The organism is Weissella kandleri, assembly GCF_001438705.1.
Taxonomy (GTDB): Bacteria; Bacillota; Bacilli; order Lactobacillales; family Lactobacillaceae; genus Weissella; species Weissella kandleri.
The window spans coordinates 49,375-64,556 of the sequence record NZ_JQBP01000002.1 but is presented as its reverse complement, the minus strand read 5'-3'; the positions used below and the strand labels follow the sequence as shown (position 1 = coordinate 64,556).

The window sequence follows — 15,182 nt, the reverse complement described above, 5'->3', positions numbered from 1 at the left end:
ACTAACTAGACCCAGCTATTAAAAACAGCTTCCTAGTTAGTCTATAAGGTGAACTTAACAAATCATCACTGGACTTAGACCCTTTGCTTACATGACAACACTAACTAATTTACCGGGGACAGCGATCACCTTCTTTGGTTCAGCCCCATTTAACTGACGTTGAACGCCCTCATCAGCCAAAGCTGCAGCAATCATCTCATCCTTGGTGCTATCTTTTGGCATTTGAGCCTTACCACGGAGCTTACCATTGACTTGAAAAACAATTTCCGTAGTGGCTTCTACTAGCTTACTTTCATCATAAGTTGGCCAAGCGGTCCCTTGTACAGACTCGTTAACATGGAAATAACTCCATAGTTCCTCTCCCATATGCGGAGCAACGGGATACAACATCTTAATAAAGCCTTCCACGTATTCAACCGGCAAAGTATCAGCTTTATATGCTTCGTTAATAAAAATCATTAACTGTGAAATTCCCGTGTTAAAGCGCAAATCTGCAAAGTTTTCAGTGACCTTTTTCACGGTTTCATTATAAACCTTATCCAATTGGTGATCATTGACCGTGGTGATATGATCACGCAACTTATCGTCGTCATCAATCAACAACCGCCAAACACGGTCCAACCACCGCTTCGAACCAGCCAGACCATCTTCTGACCAAGCAATTGATTGTTCCAAAGGTCCCATAAACATCTCGTATAGCCGCAAAGTATCTGCACCATACTTTTCTACGACATCATCAGGATTAACCACATTGCCCTTTGACTTTGACATTTTCTCGTGGTTAGCGCCCAAAATCATTCCTTGGTTCGCCAACTTTTGGAATGGCTCTTTGGTCGTTACAATCCCTAGATCATACAGAACTTTGTGCCAGAAACGCGCGTATAGTAAATGCAAGACCGCATGCTCGGCCCCACCCACATACAAATCAACATTTTGCCAATATTGCTCTAATTCAGGCTTGACCAAGAAATTGTCATCGTGGGGATCCATGTATCGCAAGTAATACCAAGAAGAACCAGCCCATTGTGGCATCGTGTTCGTTTCACGCTTTCCATGCAATCCTTCGGCGTTTGTGACATTGACCCAATCATCAATATTAGCCAACGGTGATTCACCTGTTCCTGTTGGCATAATGTTTTTAGCATCAGGTAACTGTAATGGCAATTCCGATTCTGGTACTAAAGTTGTCGTTCCATCTTCCCAGTGAATTACTGGAATGGGTTCACCCCAATAACGTTGCCGTGAGAACAACCAGTCCCGTAGTCGGTAGTTCACTTGCTTTTTACCAACTCCTTGTTCAGTCAACCAATCAATCATCTTCTTAATTGCTTCTTCTTGCTTTAAACCATTCAAGAAATCAGAATTAATATGTTCCCCATCGTCTGTATAAGCGGTCTGGGTAATATCACCACCAGCAACTACTTCACGCATTGGCAAATCATATTTCTTAGCGAAGACATAATCACGTTCATCGTGCGCTGGCACAGCCATCACTGCCCCAGTTCCATATGAAGCTAAAACATAATCACCAATCCAAATTGGCAGCTTCTCACCATTGACCGGATTGATGGCATAAGCACCGGTAAAGATTCCTGACTTATCTTTGTTCAAGTCAGTCCGCTCTAAATCGGACTTCGAAGCCAAATCTGCCTTAAATTGGTCAACCGCCGCTTTTTGTTCCGGTGTCACAATTTGATCAACAAATTCATGTTCAGGCGCCAAAACCACGTACTCAGCCCCAAACAAAGTGTCCGCACGGGTTGTAAAGACTTCAATTTGCAGATCAGCTTGATCAGCTACTTGGAAATTAACTGCTGCACCAATTGAACGTCCAATCCAATGCCGTTGTTGCTCTTTAATAGCTTCGGGCCAATCGACATCATCTAAATCATCCAAAAGACGATCTGCATAGGCGGTAATCTTCAAAACCCATTGCCGCATTGGCACGCGGTAAACCGGATAATCACCACGTTCAGTCCGCCCATTAATAATTTCCTCATTGGCCACCACGGTTCCACCATTGTAATCTGGCGCCCAATTCACCATGACTTCATCTTCATAGGCAAGCCCTTTTTTATATAATTGTTCAAAAATCCATTGAGTCCACTTGTAATACTTAGGATCTGTTGTATTAACTTCGCGTGACCAATCATATGACAAACCTAACGACCGCATTTGGCGGCGGAAATTGTTGACATTTGTTTTCGTGACATCTTTTGGATTAGCCCCAGTTTTAATCGCATAATCTTCAGTCGGCAACCCAAACGCATCAAAGCCCATCGGATGCAACACATTATAGCCTTGCATCCGCTTCATGCGCGCTAAAATATCCGTTGCCGTATAACCCTCAGGGTGCCCAACATGTAATCCTTGACCGGATGGGAATGGGAACATATCTAGCACATAATACTTGGGCTTAGTAAAATCATGCGTTGTTTTAAAAGTTTGATTTTCGTCCCAAAAATGTTGCCATTTTTTCTCCACCGCTTGATGTTGATATGCCATATTTTCATCCTCACTTCGTTACTCATTTTTGACTAGTGCCTTCATTGATAAAACAAGCTTTATCAGTCCTAGCTATATGTAAAAATTGTACACTAATTCCCGCGTAATTAACATGTTATTTTACTATTCATGCGAACAATTCTTTTCTCATAACTTTTCAATTTAACAAACATTTAAAATTATTCATATGTTAGGATTAAAGGAAAACTTTATTTAAGGAGAACTATTCAAATGCGCAAATTTGATTACTTTCAAATTGGAATTGCCCTATTTTGCCTTGCTAGTTTCTTCATCTTAACGCTTGGCGTCATTTTGAACCTACCTTTTATTCATCAAATCGATCAATTTGGTCTACAAGTCATTCGTGAGCCGGTGTCCCCCGAGCGAACTTGGTTTTTTAAAAATGTTACCCGCGCCGGGAATCCGATTTGGACTGCCTTTGTCGCCGGGTTAGCTTTTATTGCCGCCCTCATTTTCCGCAAATACGACATCGCTGCCTTTGTCTTAGTTAACGTTGGGGGATTTGGATTAGTGGCAATGGCTCTGTTAAAAGCTTTTATTCACCGTCCCCGTCCGAGCTTATTACATCTAGTCATTGAGCGAGGTTATTCATTTCCGTCAGGGCACGCCATGAATGCCGTCTTGTTATATGGATCTTTAATTGTCTTAGTCCACTATTACATCAATAACGATTATTTCCGATATACTTTCTTAACGCTCTTTGCGAGCCTAATCGTAGCCATCCCCATGAGTCGGGTTTACCTTGGTGTGCACTACCTATCCGATGTTTTAGCCGGATTCTTTCTTGCCACCTTTTTTCTAATTATGTCCAAAGAATTAATTTTTAAATATAAAACACGTGAGGTCTTTCAAAATGCGTAAAACACATAATTTAGCTCAATTACAAATTGATGAATTTTTAAATATTGGTGACACTGTGGTTGACGCAACCATTAAGGGCGGGGATGCCACCCGCTTTTTAGCTAGTCGCGTGGGAGATAACGGCCACGTTTTATCATTTTCAGCCCATAAAAATGAAATTGACGAAGTCGCTGCTTCCCTTTTCCTCAGTGGCCTAACCGCCCGCGTGGAACTCATTGAAAAAGATTTTTCAATGATTCCAAAATACTTAAATCCAACCGAACCAGTGGCCGTCTTTTTATTTCAAACCGACCCAGGCCTAGACGCACAGGCACTCGTACAAACCATCCAACATGTGCAACTATATCTAAAAAGTCATGGCTTAATCGTCTTGGATGGTCATTTAGCGGACCCAGCGATTGTGCAAACCTTAGCCTATGCACAGACCCTACCAGCCGATGCATACGCTGTCCGTTATTTTTCGGATCCATTATCAATGGAAGCCGCCTTGCTTATCCAACGCCTTTAATGATTAAAGCATTAAGAAACCTCGACAAACCCTAAATAATTTAATCGAACCAATCTTTAAGTTTAAACGTGCATAATTAACAATAAACCTTTAACTTTTTTGTGATCGATTGCGTTGTCAATTTCCCAATATTTTAATAAATCGTTCAACAAATTACTTCTTCGCTTTTGAGATAACTTCCGCGTTAACTTTCACCGTATTGGTCATACCTCTAGGTCCCATTCTATCGGCTAATTTTTAAGTTTCATGTTATCAGACATTCATAAAGTAACGTGGGTACAACTAAAACCATGCAAATTCAAAAGTAGTGCCTGTTTGTCATAGTTTTTGTTATACCATTTCATAAAAAGATCGCTCGATATCCCTATTGTTATATTGAACAGTAGACTCAAACAAAATAGGAGTGTAGTTTATAGCTACACTCCCTTTTTAGTTTGCAAAACATTGTGCTAGCCTCCCCATGAATGCAGAAAGAACTTATGGATTTTCTATCTTTGACATCTCTTTTTATATTTATATGTAGTATATATTATTCATACCTTGCGAGCGTTAAGCACGATCCAATTTAACTGAGGTAATGCTTCAGTCAGGTTAACAAAATTTTTTGAACCTTTATTCTAAGGTAACGTAATAATTTTTAAAAAATCTCATTGTAGTTATGAGTTCATTAAGACAAAACAATAACATGATTGAATACACAATATTATCAAAATATGGTCTGAATTGAGTTACTTTTTTATTTTGTTGATCCCATAAAATTGAAATTTTATCCCCTTCATGGAAAAATGAATTTCCTTTCAAACGGACACCATTAACCTGTTTTACTCCGTGTCCATCATTGAAGGTGGCACTTACTACTGTTTGATATTTATCGAGATCATCTAAACTATTATCCTTATACTCATTTCTGATATAAGTAATCGTCGCATGCTTATGTTCGTAATTTTTTTCCTTGTAGAAAAAATTAATGCTTATACATACCAAATAAACAAACAAAAGCATTTTAAAAATATTAACCCATATTTCTTTAGTTGTAATTTGTTTCTTTTTTAGCATTATAGATCTCTTTCGCGTGTGCTAGTATGTACCTGTATTAAATATCTGTTAGTTCATATGGTGTATTATACCCTAAAGTAACGAATTGATCCCCCGGATAACCACACTAATATTCCTAACTCGGCATTTAATCGCCTCCTTTCTTCATAACCATCAGTTGAAAAACAAGTGTACTTTTTCCAAAAGAACGTTTAAACGCTACTTGCTTTTATTTTGGGTGATATTATTGCGATTAAGCAAGTGTAGTTATAACTTTGCATGTTAATTATTCAAAAGGCCAGTCACTTTAAAAGTGACTGGTCTTTTATCTGATGCAAGAACCTAATAAAACCTAACCTAAAAACTCACTTATTCTATTTTGCCCGTATAAGGATGCATACTTCGTTATAGCATTCAGGTATATAATTCCACATAATATGAGCGTTTTAGTTTTAAAATACTAAATTTAATATTTGAGCCAATAATCCACTTTCTATAATGACAAATAATCCTATACCAATGTAAATAACCCTAGTAATAATATCTCCAAATTTATCAAAGATAATCGATACAATTCTTACATTACTTATAAAGTAAGCTAAAATACCTGTAACTATTGATAAAAAAATAAAATATAATCCATATATTATACTTTGCTTAATTGATAGCGTTGATAATACAGGGACATATAATGCTAAATTATCCGCACTACATGACGTTAAATACATAATAGTTATAGTAAAAATAGAATTATTTAAATTTGTATTTTTAACTTCTTCTCCTTCATCACGGATTCCAAACCAAATAGGTATTAAACCTAAAAGACCAATCACCCATGTAGGAAAAATCGTCTGTATAAACTGTCCAAGAGTTGCACTTATGAAATACATACAAATGACGCCAATCGCGTATCCTATAATAGTATTAACAAATCCACGTTTTTTTAAAAATAGGATGAGTAATATGAAAAAATCTAGGTTGGCACCAATAAATAAGCTTGTCATTAACGCAATATACATATAAACACCTTTCTTTTATAACCATTTGGTTATATAACGTTTTAATTATATAATGCGTATATTCATAATTCAAGGAGTGCCGAAATGAAAAAAAACATAGAATTAATCAATGAAACACAAAAAATACTAAAAGTCTTAAGTAACTCTACACGTTTAAAGATCTTACTATTACTTGAACAAGATTCTCTCTCCGTTAATGAACTAGCACAAAAATTACAGGTCTCTCAACCGGCAGTATCAAAGCAACTAAATATATTAAAAGAATTTCAAATTGTAACTTATAATCAGCGAGGAACTACATATTTTTACAGATTAGATGATTTACATATTCTTACCGTTATTAAGTCGACTATGGAACACGCACAACATGTTTTAAATAATCAAAAATGTGAAAATAATAATCCCCGCCCTAACAACCATCGATAAGAGAACGATACAATGTGATCGTTTTATTAATTTTGGCAAAAAAATAAATTCTAAAACACATAATATGTATTAATCAACTTCTAGCGTTGCCTAAAGCATTCTGATTATTTATTAATTAGGTTTTTTCAGTTAAATTAAAAGGCTCTACCAAAAAACTAGTTCACCTTACGCGATGCGCATTGACGAGGAAAAAACAATACATCATCAAAAGATACGAAGAAGATAAAATAACCACCGATATACCAACTAAAATGTGTAACACAACGTCTAATCACATCAAAAAAGTACGATAAAAATTCACACATATTCATAAGAAGAGCAGCGGGATATAAGTATTCATCACGATATATTACTAAACTTAAATCAATGACCTTACCTGTCAGGGATAAATTTAAAAGTAACAATAACTGCAGTCTTTAAAATATTTTATCTCCATCGACAGGCGTAGGGAACGCCATAATAATCAACTCAATGACCGTCGCAATAATCATAATTGACGGATATACAAATGTTAACAAAGCAGGCATTATCAGTTCTAATGCTAAATATTTATTACTAATTAATTTATGCGCCGACATAGCTCTAATTTTAAGCGCTCTATCTGGATTTCTAATATCCAGCGCTTTGGCTATTTCGTTAGATAAACAAACATATGCCATAGAACAAATTAAAAATATTTAAAAGTAAAATAATTCGGGTACTTTCTTATCAAAAATTATCCGCCCCATACTGTAGATACAGGTATCAATGACATATAAAACAACCCAAAATGACTTACCAAATATTTTTTCATAATGCGTTCTACCAGTATTTTTGACACTTACTTCCCCAACGTCAATAAAAAAACATTCAAGCCCCTAACGAATTCGTTAAGCGTTTGAATGCTTTTTATTCTTTCATAATTTAAAATCAAGTTAAGATTTTGTCTGTACCAAGGCTGCCACGCATTCAACATGCGCTGTCTGTGGGAACTGATCCAATGGCCTGATTGGTCCTTCTAAATGATAACCTAAATTCAACATATATTTAATATCACGCGCCATCGTCACCGGATTACATGAAACATACACCATTCGCTTCGGTGCCATATATGCAACCGCGTCCATCAACTTTTCCGTCAAACCGCGCCGTGGTGGATCGACGAAAACCACATCCGGCTGCAGACCCACTTGGCGCCAAGAATGCATTTGTTCAGGTGCATCTGCCGCAATATATTCTGCATTGGTAATCTGATTATTTTTAATGTTAATTTGTGCATCAGCTACCGCCCGCTCAACCACTTCCACACCATAAACCTTTGCGACTTGATCAGCAATTGATAACCCAATCGTTCCAATTCCTGAATACGCATCAATTGCCACATCCGTTGGCTGTAATTGTCCTAGGCGGGCGGCCAATTGATACAGGGTTTCCGTCGTTTCTGGATTCACTTGATAAAATGAATTCGGCCCGATAATAAAATCATGCCCTAACAAGGTATCATGAATCGCTGCCTGGCCCCAAAGCACCCGATTGTCACCAGTTAACTGTTGATTCGTCGTCCGCGGGTTATAATTTAAAATTAAACTCGTCAACTCTGGCAAGCGCTCAACCAAACGTTGGGTTAATTGTTCAACCCCCGGCAAATCAGGTTCGTAACTCACCAAAACGACCATTAACTCATGAGAATAATAGCCACGTCGCACCATCACATATTGTAAGGCTCCTTGTTTTGTTGCGTCATCATAAATGGCAAGGTCTAGTTCCGCCACCACTTCACGAACAATCCCCACCGTCTGATCGATGAGTGAATCATTCAAATAATAATCTTGCATCGGTACTAACTGCGTTTTTACTTTCCGGTCAAAAAAGCCCGTCATAACCGCACCAGCTTGCCGCCGAATAGGCACCACCGTTTTATTACGATAATGGGCGGGATGCTTAGCTCCAATTGTTGGTGCAATTGTTGGGGTTAAACCAACTGCTCCAAATGCTTGTTGCACCTGCCATTGTTTTAACTGTAATTGACCTGCATAGCTTAAATTAATATATGGTGCGACTCCAGCATCCAATAAATAATCTTTGCCGGCATCAATTCGCTCCGGATGCGCCACTAATATTTCTACGACTTCTCCATAGGCAGATAGACGATCCACTTGGGTTAAGCGGTACCGAATTTTTTCACCCATAAAGGCATTCGTGATTTTTACCGGATAATTCTCGTTAACCAGCACAACCCCCATCCCATTATGCAAAATATCAACTACCACTCCGATCTTAACTTCATTTAACTTCACCGGTAAAGTATTTCTTGGCATGACAGCCTCCTTTTAACATTTAAACCTCGTGCTGTAAACGCAAACGATAATGACCATAACCCAATGCAAAGCCAAGCAAGCCGGGCAAAACCCACCCAAACCCATTCGTACTAAATGGAATCACTTGGTGATAGGTAGTTACAACCGCTTGCAATCCCGTCTGTTGATCTAACAATGGCAAGTTTGCGAATAGATCCCCAACGGCCGGAATCGTAACTAAAGCCATTGTCCATCGATAAACTAAGCTTGACCCGTTAAAATAACGTTTCGTTAAACTAAGCCCTATCAGTGCTAAGGTGTAAGGGTACAACAACATCATCACTGGCACTGACCAAGCAATGATTTTCGTTAGACCTAAATTGGCCACAACCAATGAGCCAATCGTAATCACACGTAACCAAAAGCGATAACTGTACTGTGGGAAAACGGCTTCCATATCTTGCGCAAAGGCTTGAAAAATTCCCATCGCCGTCGTAAAGACTGTCAAGGTGATTAAAATCGCGGTTAAAATCAAACCCAACTCTCCGGCATAGTATTGAATTATTTGGGCTAAAGCGACCCCACCATTATCCGAACCGGCGACCTTGCCTAAACTCATCACACCCATCAAAATTAAGATCAAATAAATGATGGCCTCAACGAGCACACTTAAAGCTCCCGCCCGCGCGATTTCTTTTGAAGTTTGTTGCTCTGATACACCCAAACCACGGACCGCATAAACAATCGTCACTCCAACTGTTAACAAACCAATCCCGTCCATGGTGTTATAACCTTCCATAAACCCAGCTGATAAAGCGCCTTTTTGATAGGCTGCAGTCGCCACTGGATGTAAATCACCCATCGGCCAAATAAAAGCTACAATGAACAACAAAAATAACCCAATTAAGAAGAGCGGATTTAAATATTTTCCAATCCACGCGGTAATATCGGTTTCTTGCACCGTCAATAAGTAAGCTAATCCAAAGAAGATAACTGAATAAATCAACATTCCACCCCCGTGCCAAGCCGCGGGTAACAAGGGGGCAATCCCAGATTCAAAAGCCACCGCGGGCAAACGTGGCGTCGCAAACAAAGGTCCAATCACCAAATGAAAAGCAATCACAATAAATAATGCAAAACCACGTGATACGGGACTAGCTAATTCATATAAGTCATCACTTTTGGTCACTGACACCGCTAAAATCGCTAAATAAGGCACCAAAGTTCCTGTCAAAATGAAGCCAACCGCGGCCCATAACCAATGTGATCCCGCCAATTGTCCTAAATGAATCGGAAAAATTAAATTCCCCGCACCAAAAAATATTCCAAAAATCAACGATGCTAATAGAATCGTTTTGCTAAAGTTTAGCCGCCCATTTTCCATACCCTACTCCTAATTTTATAACGTAATTGCATATTCTATAAAATAACACATTTTGGCACTTTTAGCTCTCATAAAAAAGGTCAGAACCTAAGTTCCAACCTTTTCCTATATCTCAATTAAAATTTAACGTAACAGTCCATGCTTTTTTTCATAACGTCGATACAACGCCACCGCAATCACCGTAAAGATTACCGGACCAGAAATTGTCCAGAATGCATCACTCCAATTGTGCTCTAAGAGTGGCTCCAAGCCCGTAAAGATCACACTCAAAGCTAAGACTAAGAAGCTGACAGTGGTAACGGTCCACATCCAATACCGATTCTTAAAGAAGAGGTATGGCTTTTCAATGGCTTTATTCTGATTAAAGAATGGATAAGCTCCAACCAAGAACAAATATGGCAAAGCCGTCGAAACATTTCCCATTAAGGTCAAAATATTATAGAAGGATTGCGCTGTGGCTCCTCCAAATGAAATGGCTAAAATCAACACAACCACGAAGGCTGCTTGATACCACATCGCATTAGCAGGCATTCCTTCTTTATTCAATTGCGTAACGTGATCAGGCCAAAAATCTTTTGGTGTTCCCAACACAAAGGCTTTCAATGGTGAATAAATCAAGACAAAGAAAGAACCAGTATAAACAATAAACATATCTAATCCAGCAAACCGTGAGAACCATTCACCTAAAGTGGCCGCCGCCGCCGTACTCAAACCAATTTGATGTCCAAAGGTGCGACCAAGATTATCCATCATGATATAAGTCACATTACCCAAATTAACATTACCCTTATCAATCAAACCAGACCAGTTCGCACTAACTCCCCAAAGGAAGATAGACAACGCGTACAAAACCCCAATAATCAACGTTGAAATTAAAATTCCCCGTGGGAAATCACGCTTAGGGTTCTTCATGCTGTCAGTAATTCCACCCATTGATTCCATTCCAGCATATGCAAAGACCGCATAAACAATAAAACTAATCATGGCAATTGGACTCGCAAACGCTGGATTAGGGCTCTTCAACAAGGTACTCAAGCCCTGAATTGGTTCCGCCGTCTTAAAGCCGGTTGAAATCAAAACATAAACACTCAAGATAAAGAACAAAACATTAATTACGACCATCATCGTGCCACCAAACGATGAAATTTTAGCAATCCAATCAATTCCTTTAGTAGCAAAGAAAGTAACTGCGATAATCCAAAGCACCGCCAAGATTCCAATTACTTGATTTGAACCAAGAGCGCCTAAATGCCACGTTTGCGTTTGGTCGGAACCGCTAATAAAAACGGACAATGGAATCCAAATCTTAGACCCGGTCGCCACCAGCCAAGTTTCCCAAGAAGCTAGCCACATAAACGTTCCAATGAAAGCAACGCGTGGTCCAACTGAACCTTCAATCCAAGAATAAATGCCACCCTTAGCTTCATTAAAGGCTGAACCATACTCAGCCATCATAATTCCAACTGGCAAGAAGAATAAGACGGCCGCAAGAATATACCAAATGATACTAGCATAACCCATTTGCATAAAGGCAATCGGGGTGTTAGCAAATCCAAAGATGGTTGTAAAAATCATCATAATCAGCATGGTTAACGTAATCGTTTTGCCAGCGGATCCTTTATCTGTGTCACTCATAAAAAATTACTCCTATCATACTACTAACTATAAATTCAAATCGGTTTTAAAGTTTAACGGTGAAAAATCGGTCGAAGCTGTGATAATATCGGCCGTCAATTGACGGTAAGCTTGCAAGGCTTCTTTGGCCCCTTGGGCACTTGCCTCAGTCAAATACTGGGCTAAGTCACCCGGATTATCCATTTGCTGGGCAATTTTATCCGTCGATCGAACCAACTTATTCAAGGTAATATTAACTTTCTTTTGCGTGGTTTGTAACTGCTTGCCAAATTCCTTGTAATGACCGTCTACCAATACGCTGACTAGCTTATAAGCCCAATAAGCTGACTCGCCATCGTAAGGTAAGGTTCCAATTTTATATGCGGACGGTGTGTCATTCATACCCATATAAAATGGCACATAGACACTTTGTGCGGCCACACCCATGGCCAACCAATGCACACACGCAACTTCAGGCGCCATATTAGGTCGGTGCTGCAGCAGGTGCGATTCCTGTGTTTTCGCCAGACTAATAGGCCGGAAAAGATGATTTTGTGCTGATTCGTTCAATGGATCATATTCCGTCTTCTCATAATGCGAGCTCAAATACATCTTGGCATCATCAATACTCAACAAGCGATTCGCCTTTTTGATAAAGCTTAAGTCTTCACTCATTGGTGACTCTTCGGTTGCCCCAGAAAATTGTTGCTGACCCCACCATACGCGTGGCGTACTGTAATGTTCATCTGACAACGTATGCGTTCCAAAAATATTGCGGAAATTAAACGTTTCAGGATTAGGATTCAAATGATTATCCGTTACAAAGGTTTGTAAGTCTTTAGCAAACATAAAATTATCCGGATCATCAAAATCAACCTCTTGAATAGCCAATTGATTAGCCACTACGGCATAACTATCATCTGGAATTCGCTGAGCAACCCAATAGTGACCAGTACCAGTTTCTAGATACCAAACTTCATCAGCATCCGAGAACAAAATCCCATTAGTCTCACATGTCCCATATTTTTCAACAATTTCACCTAACCGCGCAACACCTTCACGCGCAGTTTTCACATATGGCAAGACAACGGTAACCATGGCTTCTTCACCAATTCCGTCTTCTACCAATGGATCTGCTCCCAAGACAGTTTCATTCGCATAGGCACTTTCCGTGGCGCTCATTGCCACGCCATATTCGTTGAAACCATCTTCTTCAAACAACCCTTCTTTAGTTGTCCATTCAGGGGTCGCCGTATACTTATACCGTATCTTAGGAAGGGGCATCTTAAAATTATTCGCGGTTGAAATAAATTCTTGTTCCGTTAGAAACTCCTGATGCTCGCGCACCACAAAATGTTTTGGCCACGAAGCCTGAGCGTCTTCGTTGCGCCCAATAATCGTCGAGCCATCAATCGTTGCCTTTTTCCCAATTAGGATACTGGTACAAGCACTTAAATCAGCCTTATTATATTCCATGATATTTACCTCATTACTTTGCACATCTGTGCATAATTATACATCGGTTTTTCACGCTGTTTTAAATTTAATATGCACTTATTATATAACATTTACCTGTTTTTTATTCATTTTTTTCATGAATTTCAATAATTATTCACTAATTCTCAGAGTTTTATTATTTTGTTCGGTTAAAGCGCTATCACAGGATCAAATTAAAGTCGTTAATTATTATCAACTCTCATTTTTTTGTTATTTTATCTATATCCGAATGCATAAATCCAGCACTATTGGATGAATTTAGCCAAAAAACCAGTTACAAAAGTCGCTGGAACTATAAATTGTAATCATGCTCGCAAATAATTCTCAAAATTATCGTATTTTTTCATCAATAACATTAAAACCATGCACTAAAACCATTCCAGTTCTTCCCCAAAATGCAATGCAAAAGCGTGGGGACCTTCTAATGGTCACAACAACGGTTCGTGTCCCACCAATACCCCAACTAAAAGAGCCTTCAACTCAGTTGAAGACTCTTTAAGATTTACTTTTGCTTTGAAAAAGCTTGATGTACATAATAAACCGGCAATCCAATCAAAGTTAGCCCAATTCCAATCATGGCCAGTCCAAAATTAGAAATCAAAGTCATCACCAAAATGAAGACTCCGCCCAAGATGGCCACAATTGGTATGAATGGATACCATGGCACCTTGTAAGGCCGAATCAAATCAGGTTCAGTATGCCGTAATTTAATTACGGCGACAAAGACCAAGGTATAAAACATCCAAATCACAAACACCAGCATGTCCGTTAACATGTCAAATCCACCGACAAACATCAAGGCAATTGACAAAATCAATTGGAATAACCCAGCCACGTAAGGAATTTGGAAACGATTTAACTTTAAGAGCGTCTTTGAAAAAGGTAAATTATTTTCCAAAGCCATCGCATAAGGTAAGCGCATCCCCGTCATCGTATAACCGTTTAACGTCCCATAAATTGAAACTAAGATTCCAATCGTGATCAGCTTACCACCGAAGCCACCAAAAATTTCATCCGCAACATCCATCGCCGCATTTTCATTGCCAGCCAAGGCACTGATTGGTAACGTATGCAAGAAAACATAGTTAACTAAGAGGTATATAATCATGATCCCTAACAGTCCTCCTGCAATCGCTCGTGGCAAATCACGGGATGGTTTTTTCAATTCACCCGCAATATTACCTACATGAATCCAACCATCATAGGCATACATTGTAGCTAGCAATCCAGCGCCTAAAGCAGTGAAAAAGCCACTAGTGTGCGCCCCAGCTTGGACAGGGAAAAAGCTTACATCCACGCCCCCAGGTTGTAGTAATCCAAAGATCACAATTAACGCTAATGGAATTAATTTAAACAACAAGGTTAAGGATTGAAATTGTCCAGCAATCTTTGATCCTAACAAGTTAATTAGAAAAACTGAAATCAACGCGCATACGCCCGCTGGAATGATAGCATCTACCGAAAGATGAAATAAATTGACAACCTGGGTTCCAAAAATAATGCCCTTGGCCGCCACACTGGCAGGGAAATAAACCACTGATTGTGTCCAACCCAGTAAATAACTGAGTACCTTCCCGTAAGCCCGTTCAATATAAACCAGCATCCCCCCCGTTTCCGGTAAAGCCGCTGCTAATTCGGCCCCCGTTAAACCAGCGGCAAGACTAATCAGCCCCCCTAATAACCATACCAACATCGCCATGCTCGTTGAGCCCGTTGAAGCCGTCACACTTGATACTTTGAAAAATACCCCCGCTCCAATCACAGTCCCAACTACCGTGGAAATGGCTGGTAGCAAGGTCATCGTCCGTTTCAATTCTGTTTTATCACTCATGATTATCCTCTTCCAAATTCAATTTGTTTGCGTATAAAAACCTACATTCATCTTTCTACAATTGATTTCAATTGTTATTTTCTATTATTAATAAAGGCTGGCTGGCGCTCGACGCATCAACCTAACTTCCATTAATAAACTTAAACTAATAAATTATAACAGAACCAACCGAACACGCGAAATCTTTTTTATAGCTCAACCGATT

Annotated in this window: 12 protein-coding genes; 3 read left to right on the top strand and 9 right to left on the bottom strand. The window is 39.2% G+C overall.

The window, feature by feature from the left end:
* Positions 1-87 precede the first annotated feature (87 nt).
* A complete protein-coding gene (gene leuS / locus IV73_RS01910; protein ID WP_057754086.1) occupies positions 88-2,505 on the bottom strand; it encodes a leucine--tRNA ligase in 2,418 nt (805 codons plus the stop codon).
* 231 nt (positions 2,506-2,736) lie between these two features.
* Between leuS and IV73_RS01905 the strand changes: the two genes are divergently transcribed.
* Together IV73_RS01905 and IV73_RS01900 are read left to right on the top strand one after the other, a co-directional pair.
* Complete coding sequence (locus IV73_RS01905) at positions 2,737-3,387, top strand: phosphatase PAP2 family protein (protein WP_057754084.1); 651 nt, start codon at positions 2,737-2,739, stop codon at positions 3,385-3,387.
* Positions 3,380-3,895 (top strand): hypothetical protein, encoded by a 516-nt coding sequence (locus tag IV73_RS01900; RefSeq protein ID WP_057754081.1) that lies wholly within the window; start codon positions 3,380-3,382, stop codon positions 3,893-3,895. The genes IV73_RS01905 and IV73_RS01900 overlap by 8 nt, the downstream gene beginning before the upstream one ends.
* A gap of 612 nt (positions 3,896-4,507) precedes the next feature.
* On the opposite strand, the gene IV73_RS01895 is transcribed toward IV73_RS01900, so the two are convergent.
* A complete protein-coding gene (locus IV73_RS01895) occupies positions 4,508-4,951 on the bottom strand; it encodes a hypothetical protein (RefSeq protein ID WP_057754078.1) in 444 nt (147 codons plus the stop codon).
* A gap of 431 nt (positions 4,952-5,382) precedes the next feature.
* A complete protein-coding gene (locus IV73_RS01890; protein ID WP_057754075.1) occupies positions 5,383-5,949 on the bottom strand; it encodes a cadmium resistance transporter in 567 nt (188 codons plus the stop codon).
* Between the two features lie 84 nt (positions 5,950-6,033).
* Between IV73_RS01890 and IV73_RS01885 the strand changes: the two genes are divergently transcribed.
* Positions 6,034-6,375, top strand: coding sequence for an ArsR/SmtB family transcription factor (locus IV73_RS01885; RefSeq protein ID WP_057754072.1), 342 nt, complete (start codon positions 6,034-6,036; stop codon positions 6,373-6,375).
* A gap of 416 nt (positions 6,376-6,791) precedes the next feature.
* Here IV73_RS01885 and IV73_RS06660 read toward each other — a convergent pair whose 3' ends face one another.
* The 6 genes from IV73_RS06660 to IV73_RS01860 all read right to left on the bottom strand — a co-directional run bounded on the left by IV73_RS06660 (position 6,792) and on the right by IV73_RS01860 (position 14,977).
* The gene (locus IV73_RS06660) at positions 6,792-6,953 is read right to left on the bottom strand and encodes a hypothetical protein (RefSeq protein WP_162258958.1); all 162 of its coding nucleotides are present in this window, start codon (positions 6,951-6,953) and stop codon (positions 6,792-6,794) included.
* A 336-nt stretch (positions 6,954-7,289) separates the two neighbouring features.
* The gene (rlmD, locus tag IV73_RS01880; RefSeq protein ID WP_057754069.1) at positions 7,290-8,672 is read right to left on the bottom strand and encodes a 23S rRNA (uracil(1939)-C(5))-methyltransferase RlmD; all 1,383 of its coding nucleotides are present in this window, start codon (positions 8,670-8,672) and stop codon (positions 7,290-7,292) included.
* A gap of 19 nt (positions 8,673-8,691) precedes the next feature.
* Positions 8,692-10,035, bottom strand: coding sequence for a branched-chain amino acid transport system II carrier protein (gene brnQ, locus IV73_RS01875; protein WP_057754066.1), 1,344 nt, complete (start codon positions 10,033-10,035; stop codon positions 8,692-8,694).
* 123 nt (positions 10,036-10,158) lie between these two features.
* Entirely contained in the window at positions 10,159-11,670 is a 1,512-nt protein-coding gene (yjeM, locus tag IV73_RS01870) for a glutamate/gamma-aminobutyrate family transporter YjeM (protein ID WP_057754063.1), read from the bottom strand.
* Between the two features lie 27 nt (positions 11,671-11,697).
* Positions 11,698-13,125, bottom strand: a complete 1,428-nt coding sequence (locus tag IV73_RS01865) for a C69 family dipeptidase (protein WP_057754060.1) — start codon at positions 13,123-13,125, stop codon at positions 11,698-11,700.
* 523 nt (positions 13,126-13,648) lie between these two features.
* Positions 13,649-14,977, bottom strand: coding sequence for an APC family permease (locus IV73_RS01860; protein ID WP_057754058.1), 1,329 nt, complete (start codon positions 14,975-14,977; stop codon positions 13,649-13,651).
* Positions 14,978-15,182 lie beyond the last annotated feature (205 nt).